The organism is Endozoicomonas sp. NE40, from assembly GCF_040549045.1.
Taxonomy (GTDB): Bacteria; Pseudomonadota; Gammaproteobacteria; order Pseudomonadales; family Endozoicomonadaceae; genus Endozoicomonas_A; species Endozoicomonas_A lisbonensis.
In genome coordinates this window covers 499,572-522,500 of record NZ_JBEWTB010000002.1, presented here as the reverse complement: position 1 = coordinate 522,500, position 22,929 = coordinate 499,572, and the positions used below count along the sequence as shown (strand labels likewise).

Here is a 22,929-nt window from a genome sequence, read left to right as displayed (position 1 = left end):
CATAGTCGCAAGGTATAGACCCGAAACCGGGCGATCTATCCATGAGCAGGTTGAAGACCAGGTAACACTGGTTGGAGGACCGAACCCACTGTCGTTGAAAAGCCAGGGGATGACTTGTGGATAGGAGTGAAAGGCTAATCAAGCCCGGAGATAGCTGGTTCTCCTCGAAAGCTATTTAGGTAGCGCCTCTTGTCTCACCATCGGGGGTAGAGCACTGTTTGGGCTAGGGGGTCATCCCGACTTACCAACCCCATGCAAACTCCGAATACCGATGAGTGCAATCAAGGGAGACACACGGCGGGTGCTAACGTCCGTCGTGGAAAGGGAAACAACCCAGACCGTCAGCTAAGGTCCCAAAGTAATAGTTAAGTGGGAAACGATGTGAGAAGGCCCAGACAGCCAGGAGGTTGGCTTAGAAGCAGCCACCCTTTAAAGAAAGCGTAATAGCTCACTGGTCGAGTCGGCTCGCGCGGAAGATGTAACGGGGCTCAAACTATTCACCGAAGCTACGGGTTCAATACTTAGTATTGAGCGGTAGAGGAGCGTTGTGTAAGCGGTTGAAGGTGTGCCGGGAGGCATGCTGGACGTATCACAAGTGCGAATGCTGACATGAGTAACGATAAAGGGAGTGAGATCCTCCCTCGCCGGAAGACCAAGGGTTCCTGCGCAACGCTAATCGGCGCAGGGTGAGTCGGCCCCTAAGGTGAGGTCGAAAGACGTAATCGATGGGAAACAGGTTAATATTCCTGTACCCCTTTTGACTGCGACGGAGTGACGGAGAAGGCTAGGCCGGCAGGGCGATGGTTGTCCCTGTTTAAGGTCGTAGGCTGTGGTTTCAGGCAAATCCGGAACCACTTATGCCGAGAACTGATGACGAACCCACTACGGTGGGGAAGTGGTTGATGCCATGCTTCCAGGAAAAACTTCTAAGCTTCAGGTCAAAAGGGACCGTACCCCAAACCGACACAGGTGGTCAGGTAGAGAATACCAAGGCGCTTGAGAGAACTTGGGTGAAGGAACTAGGCAAAATGGCACCGTAACTTCGGGAGAAGGTGCGCCGGCTGGTGTGAAGGGCTTGCCCCGTAAGCACCGGCTGGTCGAAGATACCAGGTGGCTGCGACTGTTTATTAAAAACACAGCACTGTGCTAACACGTAAGTGGACGTATACGGTGTGACGCCTGCCCGGTGCCGGAAGGTTAATTGATGGGGTTAGCTTAGGCGAAGCTCTTGATCGAAGCCCCGGTAAACGGCGGCCGTAACTATAACGGTCCTAAGGTAGCGAAATTCCTTGTCGGGTAAGTTCCGACCTGCACGAATGGCGTAACGATGGCCACGCTGTCTCCACCCAAGACTCAGTGAAATTGAAATCGCTGTTAAGATGCAGTGTATCCGCGGCTAGACGGAAAGACCCCGTGAACCTTTACTACAGCTTCACAGTGGATCTTGATGTTGCTTGTGTAGGATAGGTGGGAGGCTTTGAAGTGTGGACGCCAGTCTGCATGGAGCCAACCTTGAAATACCACCCTGGCAATATTGAGGTTCTAACCCAGGTCCCTTACCGGGATCGGGGACATTGTGTGGTGGGTAGTTTGACTGGGGCGGTCTCCTCCCAAAGAGTAACGGAGGAGCACGAAGGTTGGCTAAGCACGGTCGGACATCGTGCGGTTAGTGTAAAGGCACAAGCCAGCTTGACTGCGAGACGTACATGTCGAGCAGGTACGAAAGTAGGTCTTAGTGATCCGGTGGTTCTGAATGGAAGGGCCATCGCTCAACGGATAAAAGGTACTCCGGGGATAACAGGCTGATACCGCCCAAGAGTTCACATCGACGGCGGTGTTTGGCACCTCGATGTCGGCTCATCACATCCTGGGGCTGAAGCCGGTCCCAAGGGTATGGCTGTTCGCCATTTAAAGTGGTACGCGAGCTGGGTTTAGAACGTCGTGAGACAGTTCGGTCCCTATCTGCCGTGGACGTTGGAAGTTTGAGGAGAGCTGCTCCTAGTACGAGAGGACCGGAGTGGACGAACCACTGGTGTTCGGGTTGTGTCGCCAGACGCATTGCCCGGTAGCTAAGTTCGGACGGGATAACCGCTGAAAGCATCTAAGCGGGAAGCCCCCTTCAAGATGAGACTTCCCTTGGTCCTAGAGACCACATAAGAGACGTTGAAGACTACGACGTTGATAGGCTGGGTGTGTAAGCGTTGTGAGGCGTTGAGCTAACCAGTACTAATGACTCGAGAGGCTTGACCATATAACGCCAAAGCGATCTGGTTAACACCAGAGCCATACGCTAGAGAGTGTAGAGCAAGAAATACAGCTTAAGTTGAAGATTCCAGAGTAACTAGTAACTAGCTTCTAGACACTAGAGACTCAAACCAGTTTTGCCTGGTGACCATAGAGTGTTGGAACCACCCGATCCCATCCCGAACTCGGAAGTGAAACGACACATCGCCGATGGTAGTGTGGGGATTCCCCATGTGAGAGTAGGTCATCGCCAGGCACTTATTAGAGAACCCTGATAGAGAAATCTGTCAGGGTTTTTGCTATGTGTGGAAAAAAAACGACACATCGCCGATGGCAGTGTGGGCTTTTTATGGAAGAGCCCATGTGTACCCTGAAGGGCATAAAAGAGTAGGTCATCGTCAGGCACTAATTAAGAAAACCCCAGTCGAGATATCGATTGGGGTTTTTGCTGTATGGGGGAAGAATACAATGCCGCAAAAAATTATAAGTGACTTGTCCTGTTTAACTCTTCTTCGCGTTCTTGAAGATAATTTGCCATTTGGGAACAGGCGTCTTTGGCTGATGAATGATCATCTACTAATGCTCTTATTCCTACTCCAAGGGCAGTGTAATGATCGACGAATAACTCATTAAAGCCTGTTGAGTTGTTGTCAAAGGCTTTCAGATCATTTTCCAGTCCATCAAGATAAAACTCGCAGATTTCATTGATTTCAGCTTTAAGCTGAGGGTTTTGTTCTGACATTTCTTTCACATAATTTGCTATACCGCTGTTTGAATAGTCTGCTGTATCCAAAGAGTTTACTTTTGCCAATCGGGATTCCAGCTGCAATGACTCAGGCTGATTAACTGTTTTTCTGTGGAGTTTGGGGCTGTGGGCAGGGGTGAGTTGTGCCTGCTCGGTCAGGTAGGCAATTTCTTTGGCACAGTCATCTTCAAAGTTGCTTCCTGACGAATCTGTATAGCTGTTAGAGATTACCCAGAGCGCTTGATAACCATCAAAGCTTTCTTTTTCTACAAGTTGCTTATATTTTGCAGCCATTCTTTCGATAGTCTCTTCTGGTACATCGGATTGAGCAAGTGTTGAGAAATATTGATGTGCGGTTACTACATCAGACTCATCAATTTCGTTTCGAGCTTCCAGACCTGATAATATTTCATCAAACTTAGTGTTCCCTACCGCTGAACGAGGATCGATGGCATCTCCAGATGATACATCCTGGCTGTCAGAAAATTTCTTGTGAATGTTTCTAAGCTCTGCTCTCAGGTAAGCATATTGTCTTTTTTGATCCAGAATTTCCCCTTTCAACTCCTTAAACTGTTGTTGTAATTGCTCCTTTTGAGCGCCAAGCTTATTTTTTTCAATCCTGTTGGCCCGACGTGCCCATTGATAAGATACGTTAAATCGTCGCTTTAGCTTAGAGCCAGCGTTGTCTCTGAGCTGGGTATATTCTGACTCTTTAGACTCCAGATCCCGAACCTTTGCTTTTAATTTTGTTGTCAATTTACTCAGATCTTGCTGATACCCTGAAAGCTGTTTGGCTGCTGTTTGCAGGTCCTGAGTTCTATTTTTAATCTGAGCAAGCTGGTTTTTCATCACTTTGACAGTATTTTCTATCGCCTCATTTATCCTGACTAAGGTCCTATTAACCTGCTGCGTATCTTTACTCGTCGCATTGAGTACTGGCTGAAGAAGTTCTTTTTTATCTGATTCTATACCTTCTAATATTTTTCGCGTTTCACCAAAGCTGGAGCTGTGTGGTTCAAGGTGATTGGTTGCGTTGATAAAGGCTTTGACGGCTTCTTTGTGGATAGTGCTTTTGTGAACTTTCAATACTCCTGGAGCGACAGTATTTAGCATTGAGTGCAAATCGTGAACATATTGAAGTTTTTTAGTTTCTGTTTTGTGAGAGGGCTGATTATCTTTTTTAGAAGCTGATAGAAGAGTCTGTGGTAATGCTCTGGTCATATCATCGGCTTTATTTATGAGTGCTTTGTTTAGTGCTGATAACTGTTTAGAAGTAATTCCGTTCTCTTTTGCTTCCTTGCTAATAAAATGGTGGAGTGTCTGGAGTGTCTGGGGTGTTTTGGCTTCATCAATAGACTGGGAAAAAAATATTGAAAGATCCTCTTGAGCACGCTTCTTTAACCCTTTTTTACTGACCACAATTTTATTATCTTTGTCGTTACCTATTGGTTTATCAGCAAGCTTGTCTGTCGCTATGTCTTTAATGGCATCAATATTCTCTTTAAGCACTTTATCATCAATAATACCTAATTTACCCTTTCTCCCTTTGTGGCTATTATTGTTCAGGCGTTCAGTTGAGGTATGGAAATCACCGTGTTTTTTAAGAATTTTTATACGTCGTTCATAAACTGACGTTTGTGTGGCGTTCTGAACTTGTTGTAACTGATTATTTCGATTGCTGATAAGCTTATTGACGGTATTTTCTACTTTGCGGACGGATAGGTTGACAAATTCGCCTTTGCTGTTGAGGGTATGTTGATCATCCATTCCAGGATAAAAATGCTCCAGCCCGGCTGTACCTGTGGTACCGGTTGTATTACTTGGTTGCATCGAGAGTTCCCCATTACCCAGATAAGCGTTCTTTCTAATAAAACATAGCTTAATTACGAAGACGTATTTATAAAGTCAGTAATGTTTTTTGAGGGAGCTGTGAAACAATTTTCTTAGTGATGAGTAGCTGTTTGATGCTTTCAATGTCTGGTGCGAAAAACCGATCTTTATCGTAGAAAGGAACAAACCGGCGAACTTCATTATAAACCTGCTCCAGCGTACCGGATGTTTTCAGAGGTCTGCGAAAATCAACCCCCTGACAGGCTGCCAGCAGTTCAATCGCAACAATTCCCCTGACATTGCTATTCATAGCCTGCAGGCGGCGGGCTGCATGGGTTGCCATGGAAACATGGTCTTCCTGGTTGGCAGAGGTGGGCAGGCTGTCCACACTGGCCGGGTGTGCCAGCATCTTGTTTTCACTGGCCAAAGCTGCCGCTGTCACCTGGGCAATCATAAAGCCGGAGTTCACACCGCCGTTTTCAACCAGAAAAGCAGGAAGGCCAGATAATTGACTGTCGATCAGCAAAGCTGTCCGTCGTTCTGACAGAGCGCCAGTTTCTGCAATGACCAGAGCCAGAATATCTGCAGCCATGGCGACCGGTTCAGCATGAAAGTTACCACCAGAAAGAATTTCCCCCTCGTCGTAGAAAACCAGAGGGTTGTCAGAGACGGCATTTGCTTCGGTGAGGAGAATGTCGCAGCAGTGTCGAAGCTGAGTCAGACATGCCCCCATCACCTGAGGCTGGCAACGAAGTGAATAAGGGTCCTGAACTTTTTTACAGTTTGTGTGCGACCGGGATATTTCTGTCTCAGGTTCAAGAATATGTCGATAGAGTTCTGCTGTGTCGATCTGACCCTGCTGTCCCCTGGCTTCATGAATACGGGCATCAAAAGGTTTACGACTGCCCAGAGCTGCTTCAACACTCAGGCTGCCTGCTAACAGGGCGGCATTGAAGAGGTCTTCTGCTTCAAAGAGTCCCTGTAGCGCTAATGCCGTGGATACCTGGGTACCATTCAGAAGTGCCAGACCTTCTTTTGGTGCCAGTTTAACGGGGGAGAGATTGGCGATAGCCAGGCCATCTCTGGCACTTATCTGTTGCCCCTTATGGCGCACATCCCCTTCGCCTAAAAGAGTCATAGCCATATGTGCCAGTGGTGCAAGGTCTCCCGATGCACCCACCGAGCCCTGAGAGGGAATACAGGGGTAGATACCGTGGTTGACCAGTTCAACCAGCATTTCAAGGACTTTCAAACGAATGCCGGAAAAGCCCCGGGACAGGCTGTTCAGCTTCAGCACCATAATCAGGCGTACCAGAGGGTCACTCAGGCGTTCACCCGTACCGGCAGCGTGAGAGAGAACAATACTGTTCTGAAGCGTTTCCAGCTGATCTGAGGGAATGCGGGTATTTGCCAGCAGACCAAAGCCTGTATTGATGCCGTAAACGGTTTTATCACTGGCAATGATATCCGCAACCACCTGAACACTGTTGTTTATAGCCTGGTGGCAATCTGGTGAGAGCGTTAACCGGATGGGTTGCTCATAGACGGTCCGTAAGGTTTCAAAGCTTAATGTGCCGGGTGTCAGAGTTATCAGCTGCGACAAATTATTGTTCCTCCAGCATGGGCAAATCCAGCTGGCCCTGCCGGGCGCAGTCTATGGCTTCCTGATAACCGGCGTCAGCATGGCGCATGACACCCGTAGCAGGGTCATTGTTCAGGACTCTGGCGATACGGCGGTCTGCCGCTTCAGTTCCATCGCAGACAATCACTACACCGGCATGCTGACTGAAGCCCATGCCGACACCGCCACCGTGGTGAAGGCTGACCCAGGTCGCCCCACTGGCGGTATTCAGTAGTGCGTTCAGCAGTGGCCAGTCGGATACGGCATCAGAACCATCGAGCATTGATTCTGTTTCACGATTGGGGGAGGCGACAGAGCCGGAATCCAGATGATCTCTGCCAATCACAACAGGAGCCGACAGCTCTCCGCTTCTGACCATGGCATTAAAGGCAAGCCCCAGACGCGTCCGGTCAGAAAGCCCTGCCCAGCAGATTCGGGCTGGCAGCCCCTGAAAATGAATTCTTTCTTTAGCCATATCCAGCCAGTTGTGGAGGTGTTTATCGTCAGGGATAAGCGCTTTGACTCTGGCATCGGTTTTGTAAATATCTTCAGGGTCACCGCTAAGGGCAGCCCAGCGGAAAGGGCCTTTACCCACACAGAACAAAGGGCGTATATAGGCTGGAACAAAACCGGGAAAATTGAATGCGTGCTGGACCCCTTCTTCGAGAGCGACCTGGCGGATATTGTTGCCGTAATCAACGACCACCGAGCCGTTTTTCTGAAATTCAAGCATGGCCTGAACATGGGTGGCAATGGATGAACGGGCGGCGGCGTTTAAGTCTTCCGGGTTTTGCTGTCTGGCTTGTCTGGCTTTTTCAAGGCTCCAGCCTGAAGGCAGGTAACCATTCAGTGGGTCGTGGGCGCTGGTCTGGTCGGTTACGACATCGGGTAAAACCTTTTTGTTGGACAAGAGTTGCGGCAGAATGTCCGCAGCATTACCCAGCAGCCCTACAGACAGTGGTTGTTTCTGTTTGCAGGCGGTTTGCACCCACTCCAGGGCTTCATCAAGGTTTGTTGTTTTTCGATCCAGATAGCCCGTCTCAAGGCGTTTATCAATTCGGCTCTCATCGCACTCAACCGCCAGCATAGAGAAACCAGCCATGGTCGCAGCCAGGGGTTGAGCGCCTCCCATGCCGCCCAGACCGGCTGTCAGAATCCATTTACCGGCAGCACTGCCTGAAAAGTGCTGGTCGGCGATAGCGACAAAGGTTTCATAAGTTCCCTGGACGATGCCCTGGGAGCCAATATAGATCCAGGAACCTGCTGTCATCTGTCCGTACATCATTAAGCCCTGCTGGTCGAGCTTATTGAAGTGCTGCCAGTTTGCCCAGTGTGGTACCAGGTTAGAGTTGGCAATCAGTACTCTGGGGGCGTCAGCGTGGGTTGGAAATACACCAACGGGTTTGCCGGATTGAATCAGCAGGGTTTCATCTTCGTTTAATCGTTTGAGTACCTCGACAATTTTGTCAAAGCACTGCCAGTTTCTTGCTGCACGACCAATGCCACCATAGACGACCAGCTCTTCAGGCTTTTCTGCCACCGCCGGGTCAAGGTTGTTCATCAGCATTCGTAACGGGGCTTCGGTTAACCAGCTTTTAGTGATCAGCGTTGAGCCGGTTGGGGCTGAGATTATTCGGGAAGTGTCCGTCCTTGAGCTGTCCGTTTTTAAGCAGTTATTATTTGTCATAACTCATAGTTTCCTAAAGAATCGGTTCTTGAAGAGTCAGCAAATGAATCAACCGGGCAGCCAGCCTTGAGGTTCGATGATCAATATCATAGTTTGGGTTGAACTCGGCGATGTCAATCAGTCGAAGCTTGTCTGAATCCCGGATGTCTTTCAGCAGAGGTTCCGCCACTTCCAGCGGAATACCCCGGCTGGCTGGTGCGCTGACACCGGGAGCCAGTGCGGCAGGAAACCCATCAAGGTCGATGGTCAGGTAAACATGGTCGACTTTATCAATAAACCGGGACAGTGCGTCAGTCAGTGTATTCAGCTGGAGAATGGTCATATCATCGTCGTAGTGAAAATCGACGCCCAGAGCTCTGGCTCTTTGAAACAGCACCCGGGTGTTGCTGTTGCGGCTTACACCAAGGCAAAGGTAGTGAAAGGGCAGTTGTTGTTGTCTGGCATAATCCGCTATCTGCCAGAACGGGGTGCCGGAGCTGGCACCTGCCTGATCGGGTTTTCGCAAATCAAAGTGTGCGTCAAAATTGATAATGCCAACGTTGGGCTTCTGTTCAGGATGCAAGTGATGAATAAGCCCCTGGTAGCTGGCCCAGGCGATTTCATGACCACCTCCCAATCCAATTGGTAACTGCTGGTTATCCAGCAGTTTTGAGATGTGAAGGGCAAAGGCCTGCTGTGCGGCTTCCAGGTTGCCACCCCGGCAAATGATCGTGCTGCTGTCGTATACTGGCTGGTCACGGTTCCATGGTTGTCCTGCCAAAGCTCTGCGCAGAGTATCCGGGCCTGAAGCCGCTCCGGGGCGTCCCTTGTTTCTGCGTACGCCTTCGTCGGAAGCAAAACCTGCAAGGGTAACACCGGGTAATGCTGACTGGCCTGAATAATTGTTAACCTTCTGATGCCAGCGCAGAGCCCATTCCGGAACAGTTTCTTCATCAATTCTGCCATGCCACAGGGACATGTCGGGCAGTTTTTCCTGATACGCTTTGGGATCAGGGCGGGCCAGTCCAGGTTTAGCCGACTCAGCACTCATAAACTATGTCCATAACTATGTCCATAAGCTATCCCCATGAGCAATGTCTCCACCAAGGATGCGCTGTTGTAACGGTGAGTGACCCAGCTCGTATGGCAATTCGTTGGGGTGGTTAGTATCCCATAAGCAAAGGTCTGCGATTTTGCCCACTTCAATAGTGCCGAAGTTATCAATGATACCCAGCGCCCGGGCAGCTTCCCGGGTTGTTCCGGCAATGGCTTCGGCTGCGCTCAGTTGAAACAGAATACAGCTCATGTTCATCATCAGCCGGATTGAAGCCAGGGGCGAGCTGCCGGGGTTAATATCGGTGGCAACCGCCATAGGCACTTTGAAGCGGCGAAGCAGTTCGATGGGAGGCTTTCTGCTCTGTTTCAGGTAGTAAAAAGCACCGGGCAGCAGAACAGCGACAGTCCCTGACTGAGCCAGATCCACAGCACCGGTTTCATCCAGATATTCCAGATGATCACAGGACAGGGCGCCCATTGAAGCGGCCAGAGAGCTGGCATGGGTCAATGAGAGCTGCTCGGTATGACCCTTGATAGCAAGGTTGTGGTCAAGTGCGGTGTGAAACACCCGTTCGCACTGTTTCAGGTTGAAGCCAATGGTTTCACAGAATACGTCGACAGCGTCTGCCAGACCTTGTTCAGCCACCGTGGGAATGATTTCATTGCACACCAGATCGATGTAGTCATCGGCTCTTCCGGCGTACTCTGGGGGCAGGGCGTGGGCAGCCAGCAGAGTGGTTTTAACCCGGATGGGAACCCTTCTACCCAGTTCCCGGGCGACTTCCAGCATTTTGATTTCATCGGGAAGGTTCAGCCCATAACCCGATTTGATTTCAACCGTTGTTACCCCTTCCTTGATCAGTGCCTCAAGTCTGGGCAGAGCAGATTTAATCAGCTGTTCTCTGGAGCGAACCCGGGTTGCCCTGACGGTGGACAGAATTCCTCCGCCTTTTCTGGCGATTTCCTGATAGGACTTGCCCTGCTGCCTCTGTTCAAATTCGTTGGCCCGGTTACCGCCGAAGACCAGGTGGGTGTGGCAGTCAATTAACCCCGGAGTCAACCAGCCATTATGGCCGTCGATGACATCATAGGGCAGTGAAGTTGCGGTGACAGACGACATTGGCTCAATGCAGGCGATGCGACCATCCTGAACACCGAGAGCGCATTTTGTCTGAACGCCGTAGGCATCTGACAGGGCCGGGTCAAACGTTGCCAGGTTTACGTTAATCCATACCCGGCTACAGTCTTTGAGGCTGATCATCTGGGGTTTGGGCATAAGATGCTGATGCTCGGGCATAAATTGAATCCGTAAGCAGCGCCGGTTGTACACGGTGACTGCGGTAGCATTGGTTAACCTTGTCTTTAAAGATATAAAGAGTTTCAGGCCAACTGACAAGTACTTGTCTGGCGCTGGGCAATTTTGCGTCGGGCAATTTATCGTCGGGCAATTTATCGTCGGACAATAAGGATAGCTGCTTCATGGTGAAGCATTGCAATAAAAGCCACTCTGCCTGTCCTTTCTGACCTGCTAAGGGAAAGTAGTCAACTGTATTGTCGGGAGCATGGTCGAAATTAATGAGCTGACACTGTTTTTTAAGAGAGCCTTTTAATTCATACAGTTATTAAAAACTGAACAAATATGACGAAATACAGAGAAGTGGACTAACTTTATTTAGATAAGCCGTTTTAGAAAAGCAGTCGTTCTAATCACTTAATCCGGTAACGACGATGACTGATAATAACCTGATTCTGTTAACCTTCCTGGTTTACTTTGGATTGATGCTGCTTGTCGGCCTGTTTGCCTGGCGTCGGACTCTGAGTTCTTCCGATTATTTTCTTGGCGGGCGTTCCCTTGGGCCATGGTCAGCGGCGTTAAGTGCCGGGGCGTCTGATATGAGTGGCTGGTTACTGCTGGGACTGCCTGGTTACGCCTTTGCAGCTGGCCTTGAGGCGTTCTGGCTGGCGGCCGGTTTACTGGGAGGCACCTGGCTGAACTGGTTGATTGTGTCGCGCCGTCTGAGAACCTACAGCGCTCTGGCTGATGACGCTTTAACGTTACCTGAGTTTCTTGCCAATCGTTTTGAAGACAGAAAAGGATTGTTGCAACCTGTCTCGGCGATTTTTATTTTGATCTTCTTCCTTTTTTATACCAGCTCTGGCCTGGTGGCCGGCGGCAAACTGTTTGAATCGGTGTTTGGCATTGATTATCACTGGGCAGTCATTATTGGCATGGTCAGCGTGATTTCCTACACGCTGTATGGTGGTTTTCTGGCTGTCTGCTGGACGGATTTAATTCAGGGACTATTAATGGCTGCCGCCCTGCTGGTGGTACCGGTTGCTGCCCTTGAAGCCAGTGGCGGGGCTGATACGGTTTTTCAGGAGTTGCAGCGGATCAACCCCGAACTGTTAAGTGTGTTAACCACTGTCGAAGGCGAAACGTTGTCCGTGATAACGGTGTTATCCCTGTTAGGCTGGGGACTTGGGTATTTTGGCCAGCCCCACATCATGGCTCGCTTTAAAGCGATTCAGTCTGAAGGACAGCTGGTGCTGGCTCGCAGAATAGCCGTGAGCTGGACGGGCATCTGCATGTTGGGTGCTTTGCTGGTAGGCCTCGCGGGTGCGGTTTACACACAGAGAACTGGGATTAGCCTTGATGACCCCGAAGCAATTTTTATGTTGATGGTGAATACACTGTTCCATCCGGTGATTGCCGGTATTCTTCTGGCCGCTATTCTGGCTGCCATCATGAGTACTGCGGACTCGCAGTTACTGGTTTGTTCAACGGCTTTTGCAGAAGACTTTTACCGGGATATTTTCCGCCGCAACGCCCCTCAGGAAGAAGTGCTTCTGGTTGGACGTATCGCCGTGGTGGGGATTGCTGTGATTGCCACCTGGCTGGCGCTTAATCCTGACCATTCGGTGCTGGGTATGGTGTCCTACGCCTGGGCAGGCTTTGGTGCAGCCTTTGGTCCGGTGCTGATACTGTCGCTGTATTGGCGACGGATGAACGGCATAGGGGCATTAGCGGGTATTGTGGCTGGTGGCCTGACCGTCGTGTGGTGGAAGCAGCAGCAGGGTGGCTGGTATGACCTCTATGAAATTATCCCGGGAATTATTGCTGCAACTCTGGCTGTGATGGTGTTCAGCTACCTGGGCAGAAGGCCATCGAAAACCATGGAAACCCTGTTTGATAAAGTTAATGGCCGGGTCGAACAGCTTTCACATTATGATGATGAGGAACCTTCGGTTTCCTGACAGTAAGAATTGCAATTCAGCGGCGCAGGGAGTTAATTCAGTGCCTTGCCCGGTTTAATTGCACTTTTTTTGTGCGCTCGCCAGCCTAAGCGGCGTATTTTTTCTTCTTTTCCCCAATAATCTTCCGGACTAAACCTGTCTGGCACACACCTTGCACAGTTCCCTGTAAACAAAAAGATGTGGGAAACATGGGTAATGAGTAACAAGGAAACGCTGGTGGTTGTCGGCAATGGCATGGTCGGCCATCGCTTTCTGGAACAGCTGGTTGAAGCCGGTGGTCTGAATCAGTTTGAAGTCATTGTCTTTGGTGAAGAGAGTCGGCCTGCATACGACAGAGTTCATTTATCAGAGTACTTTTCCGGACGTTCTGCTGAAGAGCTGTCCATGGTGTCTGATGGCTTTTATCAGCAACCGGGGCTCAGGCTGATTCTGAATGACCGGGTAGAAGTCATTGATCGCGCATCTGGAAAAGTGATGACCAGCGGCGGAGTTGAGCAGCCTTATGATCATTTGGTGCTGGCTACCGGTTCTTATCCGTTTGTTCCTCCTGTCAGTGGGCATGACAGACCTAACTGCTTTGTTTATCGAACCATTGATGATCTTGATGCCATAAAGTCTGCCGCTGAATCCTGCCGGTCCGGTACGGTGGTCGGTGGTGGTTTGCTGGGTCTTGAAGCCGCTAAAGCATTAAAAGACCTGAGTCTGGAAACACATGTCGTCGAATTTGCATCAGGGCTTATGGCTGCGCAGGTGGATGAGGGCGGTGGTGCCATGCTGCAGCACAAGATTGAAGCGCTGGGAGTAACGGTTCATACCGGCAAAAACACCCGGCAGATTGTTGAGGGTGATAAGGCCGTACACCAGATGCAGTTTGCCGATGGCGAACACCTGAACACTGACCTGATTCTTTTTTCAGCGGGCATTCGCCCCAGGGATGAACTGGCAAGGCAGTGCGGTCTGAACATCGGTGAAAGAGGCGGCATTGTAATTAACAACGAGTGCCGTACATCCGATTCGCGCATCTTTGCCATTGGTGAGTGTGCGCTCTGGAATAACCGGATTTATGGTCTGGTCGCACCGGGGTATCAAATGGGACAGGTGGTTGTTGACCAACTGTTGCACGACGGGATGGCTCTGTTTCAGGGAGCCGATATGAGCACCCGACTGAAGTTGATGGGGGTGGAGGTCGCAAGTATTGGCGATGCTCATGCCCGGACGCCTGGCGCACTGAGTTACCGGTTTATTGATGAAGAGAAAGAAGTTTATAAAAAGCTGGTGGTATCGGGTAACAAGAAAAAGGTTCTGGGCGCGGTACTGGTGGGAGACGCTCAGGAGTACGGCACACTTCTGCAGATGGTATTGAATGACATACGTCCTCCAGATAATCCGGCAGAGCTGATCCTGCCCCCGGTTGAGGGTCAGTCTTCAGCAGGTGTCGGGGTGGCGGTACTGCCGGAGTCTGCCCAGATCTGTTCCTGTTTCAATGTCAGTAAAGGCGAACTGGTGGAGGCCATTACAGCAGGGTGTCAGGATCTGGCTACTCTCAAGGCAGAAACGTCGGCGGGTACCGGCTGTGGTGGTTGCGCACAGCTGGTGAAACAGGTGCTGGATCATGAGTTGTTGCAGCTGGGGGTCGAAGTTAAGAAGGATTTGTGTGAGCACATTCCTTATTCCCGGCAGGAGCTTTATCACCTGGTGCGGGTGGGGCAGTTAAAAACCTTTGCAGAGGTGATTGAAAAACATGGAACCGGGCTCGGTTGTGATATCTGCAAGCCAACAGTTGGGTCAATTATTGCCTCCTGCTGGAACGATTATATTCTTCGGGACGAACATGCGCCTCTGCAGGATACGAACGATTATTTCCTCGGCAATATGCAGAAAGATGGCACTTATTCCGTGGTGCCAAGGATTCCCGGTGGGGAGATTACACCGGAAAAACTGCTGGTGATTGGTGAAGTAGGGCGGGACTTTAACCTCTACACCAAAATCACTGGCGGGCAGCGTATTGATCTGTTTGGTGCTCAGCTGCATCAACTACCCGCTATCTGGAAACGGCTGGTCGATGCTGGTTTTGAGACCGGTCATGCCTATGGCAAATCTCTGCGAACGGTTAAGTCCTGTGTCGGCAGTACCTGGTGTCGTTATGGTGTGCTGGACAGTGTTGGGATGGCAATCCGGGTGGAGAACCGTTATCGCGGAGTCCGGTCTCCACATAAAATAAAAATGGCGGTTTCCGGTTGTACCCGCGAATGTGCCGAGGCTCAGAGCAAGGATGTTGGTGTCATTGCAACGGAACAGGGCTGGAACCTCTATGTTGCAGGTAATGGGGGCATGAAACCAAGGCATGCCGATCTGTTTGCCACCGGCCTGGACGACAGCACCCTGATACAGTACATCGATCGCTTCCTGATGTTTTATATCCGAACCGCAGATCGTCTGCAGAGAACTTCGGTCTGGCTCGGCAATCTGGAAGGTGGCCTTGATTACCTCAGGGAAGTCATTATCGACGACAGCCTTGGAATTGCAGAAGAGCTTGAAAATGAGATGGCGCACCTGATCGGCACTTACCAGTGTGAATGGAAAACGACACTGGATGATTCCGAAAAACTCAAACGTTTCAGTCATTTTATGAACAGTGATCAGCCTGACAGTCATGTCGTTTTTGTCAGGGAGCGTGAGCAGATTCGGCCTGCTACTCAGGTTGAAAAGGTCAGACTTATAGGAAACCAGTGATAAGGGAATAGCGATAAGGAGAGTGTGATGAGTAATGTATGGAAAAAAGTCTGTTCAGTTCATGAGATCAGAGACGGACTGGGGGCGTGTGCTCTGGTCGATAATCGTCAGGTTGCGCTGTTTCTGGTGAATGGTCAGATGTTTGCTGTCAGCAACCTTGATCCATTTAGTGGCTGCAATGTGATATCCCGGGGAATTACCGGCGATTTGGAGGGGCGTATTGTGGTCGCGTCGCCTGTTTATAAACAGCATTTTGATCTTGAGACCGGCATTTGCCTTGAGGATGAAAGCGTTTGTCTGGAATCTTATCCCGTTGAAGTGGTTGATGGTCGGGTGATGGTTATGATGCCAGCCATTGATTGGGTGGCATGATATGAAGCTGGTGGTGGTTGGCAATGGTATGGGCTCCGTTCGTCTGCTGGAGCATCTGGCAGAGGGGGGGCATGACCATGAAATAGTCGTGCTGTCAGAAGAATCCAATCCGGGATATAACCGTATCCAGTTGTCCAGACTGTTGGCAGGCAGTATCGGGCGGGAGGCGATAGAGCTGCACTCCGAAGGCTGGTATCAGGAACACGGCATCAGTCTTCTGTCCGGCAGTGGTTACAGGGTGACAGACATTGACAGGGAGCTGAAGCAGGTTGAAACCGCTGACGGCACACGACACTCCTACGATAAGTTGATTCTGGCAACCGGCTCCCTGTCAGTCTCTATTCCCGTTAACGGCTCAGACCTGAAAGGTATCCTGTTTTTCCGGCAGCTCGAAGATGTTGACACTATGCTGGAAGCCAGCAGGCAGCCAGACGCCAGTGCTGTGGTGATTGGCGGTGGCCTGTTAGGGCTGGAGTGTGCCAGTGGTCTGGTAAAACGTGGTATGAGTGTGACGGTGGTGGATAACAGCGCGACACTTCTTGGGCGACAGCTGGACGGTACTGCTGGCAACATGCTTAGACGGGAACTGGAGAGCCGGGGTATCGCCTTTCGCTGTAGCGCACGACTGCAACAGTTTACGGGTGGCAGGGACGCAGATAGCAAAGGAGTTGTCCGGCAGGTTGAAATCATCAATGAGTATGATCAGCCGGAATGTCTGGACGCTTCTCTGGTAGTAGTGGCAGCCGGTGTCAGACCGAATATTACTCTTATGCAAGCAGCAGGGCTGGCGTGTGACAGGGGGGTACTGGTCAATGAATGGATGCAGACTTCCGACCCGGAGATTCTGGCTTTTGGTGAGTGCGTACAGTTACGGAACTCGTTATTCGGGCTGGTGGCTCCAGTATATGAGCAGGCGTATGTGGTCAGTGAGCAACTGCTTGGCAGACAGTCCAGGGAGTTTGTACCTGTCCCTATTCCGACGAGTTTGAAGGTAGATGGCATCGACCTGTTTTCCTGTGGCGAATTTGTTGCTGCGGAAGGTGATGAGGAACTGCTGGTGGACGCTCGGCAGTACGGTGTCTACCGGAAAATAGTCATTCGGGACAACCGCATAAAAGGTGTGCTGCTGTATGGAGATGTCAGTGACGGGTTGTGGTATCAGACTTTGATGACCCGTGCTGACGATGTTTCTTTATTCAGGCAATGCCTGATATTTGGTCAACGATTTTTACCGGCAGCTTAATCGGAATAACAATAAATAAGAATGCGAATGGCTAAGACAGTACACACGACTTGTGCCTACTGCGGGGTAGGTTGTGGCATTACAGCAGAGGTTCGTAACCCGGAACTTCATCTGGTCGATATTCAGGGGAATGAAAATCATCCTGCCAACTTTGGTCGGCTGTGCTCAAAAGGGAGCGCCCTGGGAGAAACGGTTTCGCTGGAGAACCGATTGCTGACGCCAGTAGTTGACGGTGAAAAAGTCAACTGGAATAAAGCCCTGGACGAGGTGGTCAGCCGGTTACACAGAACCATTAAACAGTATGGCCCTGACTCGGTGGCTTTATACGGCTCTGGGCAACTGCTTACCGAAGATTACTACGTGGCCAATAAACTGATGAAGGGGTTTATTGGCAGCGCCAATATCGACACTAATTCCCGCCTGTGTATGGCTTCAACCGTTGCCGGTCATAAGCGTGCTTTTGGTTCAGATACCGTACCCAACTGTTATGAAGACCTGGAACTGTGTGATTTGCTGGTGTTAGTGGGTTCTAACACAGCCTGGTGTCATCCGGTTCTGTTTCAGCGAATTCGTGCTGCGAAGCAGCAGCAACCAGCAATGAAAGTTGTTGTGATTGATCCTCGAAAGACAGATACCTGTGATATTGCTGATCTGCACCTGTCGATTAAGTCTGGTACGGATGTCGCGTTGTTTGCCGGACTGTTGCTGGATTTATCGGTCAGGGGAGTAATGGATGCTGACTATGTTGGTCAACATACGACAGGGTTGCAGTCTGCCCTGAAAGCAGCAGAAGACAGTGTGGGTTCGGTTCGTCTTGTGGCTGAGCTGTGTGGCCTGAAAAGCACGGATGTGGAAACCTTTTATCAGTGGTTTGCCCGAACGGATAAAACGGTGACGGCCTGGTCGCAGGGGGTTAACCAGTCCGTTTCAGGAACGGATAAAGTTAATGCCATTCTCAATTGCCATCTGCTAACAGGGCGCATCGGTCAGCCCGGTAGCGGGCCGCTGTCTTTAACCGGGCAGCCCAATGCCATGGGCGGGCGTGAAGTGGGTGGGCTGGCAAATCAGCTGGCGGCGCACATGGATTTCTCTGATATGGATGATATAGACCGGGTTCGACGCTTCTGGAAGGCAGCCAATATGGCTGAGAAACCGGGCAGGACTGCGGTTGATTTATTCCGGTCAATTGAGAAAGGGGATATTAAATTTATCTGGATTATGGGAACCAACCCCCTGGTGAGTATGCCGGATGCCAGCCAGTGTATTGCCGCGCTGGCTCAATGCCCGACAGTGGTCGTTTCAGACTGTATTGAAAAAACCGATACGTCAGCGTATGCCGATATTCTTTTGCCCGCTGCCGGGTGGAGCGAAAAAGACGGTACGGTAACTAACTCCGAACGCCGGATATCCAGGCAGAAAGCACTGTTTCCCATGTCGGGTGATGCCAGACCAGACTGGTGGATTATCAGTCAGGTGGCTGCAAGGCTGGGCTTTTCAGAAGCGTTTGACTATTCCGGTGCAAGCCAGATTTTTTGTGAACATGCGGCATTGTCAGGCTTTGAAAATAATGATTCATGTAAACGACGGGGTTTTGATATCAGCGCTCTGGCCTGTTTAACAGAGAGTGATTATGACCAGCTGGAACCGGTACAGTGGCCAGTGTCAGACAGTCAGTTGAGTTCTCCTTCAGGTCGTAAGCGATTGTTTACTGACGGAATTTTTTTTACTGAGGATCGTCGAGCCCGGTTTATTCCTACCCGGTTTGAATGGCAAAGCAACCAGACTGACAGCCATTATCCGCTGTTGCTGAATACCGGGCGCATCAGGGACCACTGGCACACCATGACCAGAACAGGCTTATCAGCCCGACTGAGCCAGCATATTGATGAGCCGTTTATTGAAGTACACCCCGAAGACGCAGAGCGGTTCAGTCTGAAAGAACAGTCATTTTGTCGTGTATCTTCGGCGTTCGGAACGGCTGTGCTGAAGGTAAGATTAACGACGGGCAACAGACAGGGAACGGTGTTTGCCCCAATGCACTGGAATCGCAGCAACAGCCGTTCAGGTGCGATTGGTTCACTGGTTAACCCGCTGACTGACCCTTTTTCCAGGCAGCCCGACTTCAAACATACGCCGGTAAAGCTGGAACCCTGTCATTTCAACTGGCACTGTGTTTTTCTGACCCGTAAAAAGCTGGATATGCAAGCGTTCACTTATGCGACAGAGATTCGTATGGAACAAGGTTTCCGTTATGAGCTGTCAGACAACAGAAGTATGATTGAGTACCTGAACCCGGGTGAAGACCGTATTGATTATCGTGATCCGGTTTCGGGGGTGGTGCATTGTGCATGGTTTGATGAGAATGTATTGCAGGGTGTTTTGATAGCCGGCAGGCAGTCTGTGTTATGTGACCGAAGCTGGCTACAGAAGGCTTTCCTGAAAAGAGAATGGACAGTCGCTCAACGCTGGCAGTTGCTGGCAGCTGTTGCGTCTCAGGGAGAGGGTGAAGGTAAAACCGTGTGTACCTGTTTTGGGGTTGGAGAGCGTTCTATCTGTCGGGCAATCGTCTCGGATGGATTGACTGAACCTGCTCAGGTCGGCATTAAATTGAAAGCGGGTACTCACTGTGGTTCCTGTATACCAGAAATTGGACGTTTGATAAGAAGCGTTAATTAACCCTCCTCGTAAGGCATTGGCAGGTTGTTCAAGGTATTTTTGTCGTATCGCTTAAATTTTATGAAATTCTTCCGTTTTCCTATGAGTTAGAAGAACAGTATTTTGCCGGGAGTAAAAAATGCTGAAGCTGATAGGCTTTTTGCTGACCATCACCAGTGTGATTGGCGGTTATTATCTGGGTGACGGGTCGATGAGTGCGCTCTGGCAACCTGCTTTTATCTTGATTGTGGTAGGTGGAACCGCTGGTGCATTTTTTTCTTCCACGCCAGGCGATGTGCTGGGTCTTACCTGGAAATACCTGTCCCATGCGGTTCTTGGTAAACGTCGCAACAAGGACGATTATGAGCAGTTACTGCAACTGTTGTATGACCTGTTTCAGACAGACCGCCGGAAAGGGCGACAGGCACTGGAAGAACATATTGAAGAACCGGAGAACAGCAACCTGTTTCAGGAGTCCGGTCTTCTCTCCAGTACACGCCTGGTAACGTATATCTGCGACAACCTGCGTATTACTATTCTTGGTCAGAATAGCGCGCCGGAACTGGAAGCGTTGCTGGAAGCTGAGCTGGCGGCCTTTGAGGCAGAGCAGATGCAAAGTGTCCAGGCATTGCGAAGGGCGGTTGACTGCGCGCCGGGGTTTGGCATCGTAGCATCGGTACTGGGTGTTATTATCGCCATGAGTTCGGTGTCGGGTCCTATTGATGTGCTGGGTATGGCGGTTGCTGGTTCGATGGTGGGTACCATGCTGGGGATGTTGTCCAGTTATGGCATTCTGACCCCTATGATGAACCTGGTGACTCACTCGATCAGAGACGAAATCATGCTGTTCGAATGCGTTAAAGCCTCGCTGGTGGCGAACTGTGGTGGTCGTCACTCTCTGGTGGCCGTGGATGCTGGTCGCCGGGTGTTGTATTCCGGTGTACAGCCAAGCTTTGTTGAGCTGGAGCGCAGGCTGCAGAGAGCGGTGGCATGAGTCGTCTCAGAAGAAACCACGAAGAAACGATGGGTACATGGAAGGGAGCGATGGCTGACTTCTGTATGTCCATGATGACGCTGTTTATGGTGTTGTGGATCGTCTCTATTACCGATGCCGAACAGAGGGAAGGCTTGTCAGGCTATTTCTCCGGTCCGGGGGCAATCGCCAGTTTTACGACAGGGCATTCCGTTGTCAATCTGGAAATGTCTGTTAATGAAACCCTGGGAGACTGGCAGCCACCCCGTATGGAGATGGACGAAGAGAGTGATAGTGCAGAGGGCAATCTGCTGCTGGAAGAGAGCCAGTTCAGTAACCCTTATGTCGCTGAGCTGCTGAAAATCAAGCAATATCAGGACAACCTCCGCATGGAGGAAGTGGAAGAGGGGTTGCTGATTCAACTGGTGGAAACCGATGACCAGCCTATGTTCAGGCTGGGAGAGTACGAGCTGACTTATTTCTTTGAGGATATCCTGTTTGAGCTGGGACCTTTGCTGGAAAAGTCCGGGCATGATATCAGGATTATTGGCCATACAGACTCTACGCAATTCTCGGGAGACAGCTATCGCAATAACTGGACTCTGTCGTATGCCAGGGCGAACAATGTTCGGGAGGTCCTCAACTATCTGGGCATGGACAACAGCCGGTTTGTAGCGGTATCTGGCATGGCAGACAGTCAGTTACTGAATGAAGATGAGCCCCGGGCTGCCGTCAACCGACGCGTGGAGCTTCTGGTGCTGCACCAGTACGAAGATGTAGTTGTCGAAAGCTAGCAGGTTGCAGGGGGCAGTGACTACATCATCCCGGTCTGCAGTTCTGCCTCGGTATAGAGCGGGTAGTTGTTGGCATCAGGTAACTGGTAATGCCACCACTCACTCTGGATCGGATTGAAACCGGCAATACTCATAACGCCTGCCAGCAGCAGACGGTTGTGCTGAGCTTTCTCTGACACCTGGTCATTGCCGTGGTGAGCCAGTGGGCGGAAATCATCAAAATCGGTTCCCATCTCCAACTCCTGACCAAAACTGTCCGTGAGGGTCAGGTCAATAGCGATCCCCCGGCAATGGGGGCAGGTACCGGTTTGAGGGTGTGAAACATACATGGGATCAGGCGTATGGTCGAACAATAACTGCTGAGCCTCCTGCGGACGAAAGGCATCCCATATTTTCAGCTTTAAGCCCAGTGGTGACAGAATATCAATCGCTTTTTCCAGACCTGCTACGGCATCCTGATGCAGGTAGCACAGGGGCTTTTTATAAATGGCTTTGCCGGTAAAATTATCCCTGGAGGCATAGGCTATTGATAACGTAACGTCATGAGTTTCTGGAGTGATGGCTACAAGCTGCTGTGTCTTCATAATAAGTGCGTCTTCATAACTGGTGTGTCTTTATAAATAGAAGTTTGCAATGCGTTCCCGGTCAGGCTTCCAATCAGGTTATCACCCTTTATCGGCATCCACGATAAAATCTGATTTTGTCAGTGTTTTTACAGGTTTAAACAGATTGACGGTGATCGCGGTGACCAGCATGCCAGTGAGTGTGGCAAAGACATACCAGCAGCGTCCGTCAACGACCGGCAAGACAATCCAGCCTCCCCAGGGGGCATTGTTTAACACTCCGGCACTGAAACCAATGATGTTACCGGTGATGCCTCCGAGTACGATGGCAGGTAAGACTCTTAATGGGTCGGCAACGGCAAAGGGGATCGCGCCTTCGGAAATCCCGATCATGCCCATCATCAGCGCTGCTTTTCCTGCCTGACGCTCTTCGCCTGAATATTTTAGCGGTGCCAGAACGGTGGCAAGCCACATACCCAGTGGTGGTGTACAGATAGCAACACCCACTCCGCCCATAAGATAGGGGTGATCCTTGACCTGGGTTTGTGCAAACAGGGTGGCGACTTTGTTGACAGGCCCCCCCATGTCAAAGGCCGTCATAGCACCCAGTAGACCGCCCATAAGGACTTTTGATGTTCCCTCAAGGCTGTACAGACATTCATTAAGGGTGGTCATCAGATGTGCAATGGGGTAGCCAATAAACCAGATAACAATGCCAGAGGTCAGAAAAGTACCCAGCAGCGGGTAAATGAAAATCGCCCCCATGGGTTTCATGGCGCCAGGCAGGGGGATGCGTTTCAGCAGGTTGACAATGTAACCGGCGATGAAGCCAACAATGATGGCTCCCAGAAAACCACCACCATAGCTTTCCGCCAGCCAGGCACCAATCATTCCCGGTGCTAGTCCGGGGCGGCTTGCCATCGACCAGGCAATGTAGCCTCCCAGTATGGGGATAAACAGTGTAAAGCCTGCCACGCCCATATCCCAGAGGTCTTTCAGAAATCCCGATTCAGGCTGGGCTCCTTCACCATTGAGCATAACGGCAAGAGATAACAGTACACCACCGGCAACGATAAACGGGATCATGTGGCTGGTGCCGGTTAAGAGGTGTGTTTTCAGGTTGAACAGTTCATGCCTGAAATTCAGTGGCGTGTTTGCTGGACCCGATAATTTCATTAT

At 50.6% G+C, this 22,929-nt stretch carries 14 protein-coding genes and 2 rRNA genes (1 of these 16 cut by a window edge); 9 read left to right on the top strand and 7 right to left on the bottom strand.

From position 1 onward, the window contains the following. A 23S ribosomal RNA gene (locus V5J35_RS03365) occupies nucleotides 1–2,251 on the top strand (it extends 643 nt beyond the left edge of the window). Nucleotides 2,252–2,384: 133 nt separating this feature from the next. Further along, a 5S ribosomal RNA gene (rrf, locus tag V5J35_RS03360) occupies nucleotides 2,385–2,500 on the top strand. A 225-nt stretch (nucleotides 2,501–2,725) separates the two neighbouring features. Here the strand turns inward: rrf and V5J35_RS03355 are convergent. From V5J35_RS03355 to hutI, 5 genes are all read right to left on the bottom strand, one after another. Further along, the gene (locus V5J35_RS03355; protein ID WP_354009903.1) at nucleotides 2,726–4,819 is read right to left on the bottom strand and encodes a hypothetical protein; all 2,094 of its coding nucleotides are present in this window, start codon (nucleotides 4,817–4,819) and stop codon (nucleotides 2,726–2,728) included. Between the two features lie 67 nt (nucleotides 4,820–4,886). After that, a complete protein-coding gene (gene hutH, locus V5J35_RS03350; RefSeq protein ID WP_354009902.1) occupies nucleotides 4,887–6,422 on the bottom strand; it encodes a histidine ammonia-lyase in 1,536 nt (511 codons plus the stop codon). 1 nt (nucleotide 6,423) lies between these two features. Next, the gene (gene hutU / locus V5J35_RS03345) at nucleotides 6,424–8,127 is read right to left on the bottom strand and encodes a urocanate hydratase (protein WP_354009901.1); all 1,704 of its coding nucleotides are present in this window, start codon (nucleotides 8,125–8,127) and stop codon (nucleotides 6,424–6,426) included. A gap of 13 nt (nucleotides 8,128–8,140) precedes the next feature. Then, nucleotides 8,141–9,157, bottom strand: coding sequence for a formimidoylglutamase (gene hutG / locus V5J35_RS03340; RefSeq protein ID WP_354009900.1), 1,017 nt, complete (start codon nucleotides 9,155–9,157; stop codon nucleotides 8,141–8,143). A gap of 15 nt (nucleotides 9,158–9,172) precedes the next feature. Further along, nucleotides 9,173–10,459 (bottom strand): imidazolonepropionase, encoded by a 1,287-nt coding sequence (gene hutI / locus V5J35_RS03335; RefSeq protein ID WP_354009899.1) that lies wholly within the window; start codon nucleotides 10,457–10,459, stop codon nucleotides 9,173–9,175. A gap of 431 nt (nucleotides 10,460–10,890) precedes the next feature. Between hutI and putP the strand changes: the two genes are divergently transcribed. The 7 genes from putP to V5J35_RS03300 all read left to right on the top strand — a co-directional run bounded on the left by putP (nucleotide 10,891) and on the right by V5J35_RS03300 (nucleotide 21,187). Then, on the top strand, nucleotides 10,891–12,417 hold the full coding sequence (gene putP, locus V5J35_RS03330; RefSeq protein ID WP_354009898.1) for a sodium/proline symporter PutP: 1,527 nt from the start codon (nucleotides 10,891–10,893) through the stop codon (nucleotides 12,415–12,417). 195 nt (nucleotides 12,418–12,612) lie between these two features. Next, nucleotides 12,613–15,150, top strand: coding sequence for a nitrite reductase large subunit NirB (nirB, locus tag V5J35_RS03325; RefSeq protein ID WP_354009897.1), 2,538 nt, complete (start codon nucleotides 12,613–12,615; stop codon nucleotides 15,148–15,150). 27 nt (nucleotides 15,151–15,177) lie between these two features. Next, nucleotides 15,178–15,522: a nitrite reductase small subunit NirD gene (gene nirD, locus V5J35_RS03320; protein ID WP_354009896.1), complete on the top strand. Its 345-nt coding sequence runs from the start codon at nucleotides 15,178–15,180 to the stop codon at nucleotides 15,520–15,522. 1 nt (nucleotide 15,523) lies between these two features. Next, on the top strand, nucleotides 15,524–16,765 hold the full coding sequence (locus V5J35_RS03315) for an NAD(P)/FAD-dependent oxidoreductase (protein WP_354009895.1): 1,242 nt from the start codon (nucleotides 15,524–15,526) through the stop codon (nucleotides 16,763–16,765). Between the two features lie 27 nt (nucleotides 16,766–16,792). Then, complete coding sequence (locus V5J35_RS03310) at nucleotides 16,793–19,441, top strand: molybdopterin-dependent oxidoreductase (protein WP_354016264.1); 2,649 nt, start codon at nucleotides 16,793–16,795, stop codon at nucleotides 19,439–19,441. A 118-nt stretch (nucleotides 19,442–19,559) separates the two neighbouring features. Further along, the gene (locus V5J35_RS03305) at nucleotides 19,560–20,414 is read left to right on the top strand and encodes a motility-associated protein (protein WP_354009892.1); all 855 of its coding nucleotides are present in this window, start codon (nucleotides 19,560–19,562) and stop codon (nucleotides 20,412–20,414) included. Next, nucleotides 20,411–21,187 carry a flagellar motor protein MotB gene (locus V5J35_RS03300; RefSeq protein ID WP_354009891.1) on the top strand — a complete coding sequence of 259 codons (777 nt, stop codon included), beginning with the start codon at nucleotides 20,411–20,413 and terminating at the stop codon, nucleotides 21,185–21,187. The genes V5J35_RS03305 and V5J35_RS03300 overlap by 4 nt, the downstream gene beginning before the upstream one ends. 20 nt (nucleotides 21,188–21,207) lie before the next feature. Here the strand turns inward: V5J35_RS03300 and ddpX are convergent, their stop codons facing one another. Further along, nucleotides 21,208–21,771: a D-alanyl-D-alanine dipeptidase gene (ddpX, locus tag V5J35_RS03295; RefSeq protein WP_354009890.1), complete on the bottom strand. Its 564-nt coding sequence runs from the start codon at nucleotides 21,769–21,771 to the stop codon at nucleotides 21,208–21,210. Nucleotides 21,772–21,852: 81 nt separating this feature from the next. Next, complete coding sequence (locus V5J35_RS03290; RefSeq protein ID WP_354009889.1) at nucleotides 21,853–22,926, bottom strand: PTS fructose transporter subunit IIC; 1,074 nt, start codon at nucleotides 22,924–22,926, stop codon at nucleotides 21,853–21,855. Between the last annotated feature and the right edge of the window lie 3 nt (nucleotides 22,927–22,929).

Excerpts from the sequence above, each read along its gene's own strand:
- V5J35_RS03300 (WP_354009891.1), top strand. The coding sequence starts at position 20,411 with ATGAGTCGTCTCAGAAGAAACCACGAAGAAACGATGGGTACATGGAAG.
- hutU (WP_354009901.1), bottom strand. The coding sequence starts at position 8,127 with ATGACAAATAATAACTGCTTAAAAACGGACAGCTCAAGGACGGACACT.
- hutG (WP_354009900.1), bottom strand. The coding sequence starts at position 9,157 with ATGAGTGCTGAGTCGGCTAAACCTGGACTGGCCCGCCCTGATCCCAAA.
- ddpX (WP_354009890.1), bottom strand. The coding sequence starts at position 21,771 with ATGAAGACACAGCAGCTTGTAGCCATCACTCCAGAAACTCATGACGTT.
- V5J35_RS03290 (WP_354009889.1), bottom strand. The coding sequence starts at position 22,926 with ATGAAATTATCGGGTCCAGCAAACACGCCACTGAATTTCAGGCATGAA.
- V5J35_RS03315 (WP_354009895.1), top strand. The coding sequence starts at position 15,524 with ATGAAGCTGGTGGTGGTTGGCAATGGTATGGGCTCCGTTCGTCTGCTG.
- nirB (WP_354009897.1), top strand. The coding sequence starts at position 12,613 with ATGAGTAACAAGGAAACGCTGGTGGTTGTCGGCAATGGCATGGTCGGC.
- hutI (WP_354009899.1), bottom strand. The coding sequence starts at position 10,459 with ATGCCCGAGCATCAGCATCTTATGCCCAAACCCCAGATGATCAGCCTC.
- nirD (WP_354009896.1), top strand. The coding sequence starts at position 15,178 with ATGAGTAATGTATGGAAAAAAGTCTGTTCAGTTCATGAGATCAGAGAC.
- V5J35_RS03310 (WP_354016264.1), top strand. The coding sequence starts at position 16,793 with ATGGCTAAGACAGTACACACGACTTGTGCCTACTGCGGGGTAGGTTGT.
- V5J35_RS03355 (WP_354009903.1), bottom strand. The coding sequence starts at position 4,819 with ATGCAACCAAGTAATACAACCGGTACCACAGGTACAGCCGGGCTGGAG.
- putP (WP_354009898.1), top strand. The coding sequence starts at position 10,891 with ATGACTGATAATAACCTGATTCTGTTAACCTTCCTGGTTTACTTTGGA.
- V5J35_RS03305 (WP_354009892.1), top strand. The coding sequence starts at position 19,560 with ATGCTGAAGCTGATAGGCTTTTTGCTGACCATCACCAGTGTGATTGGC.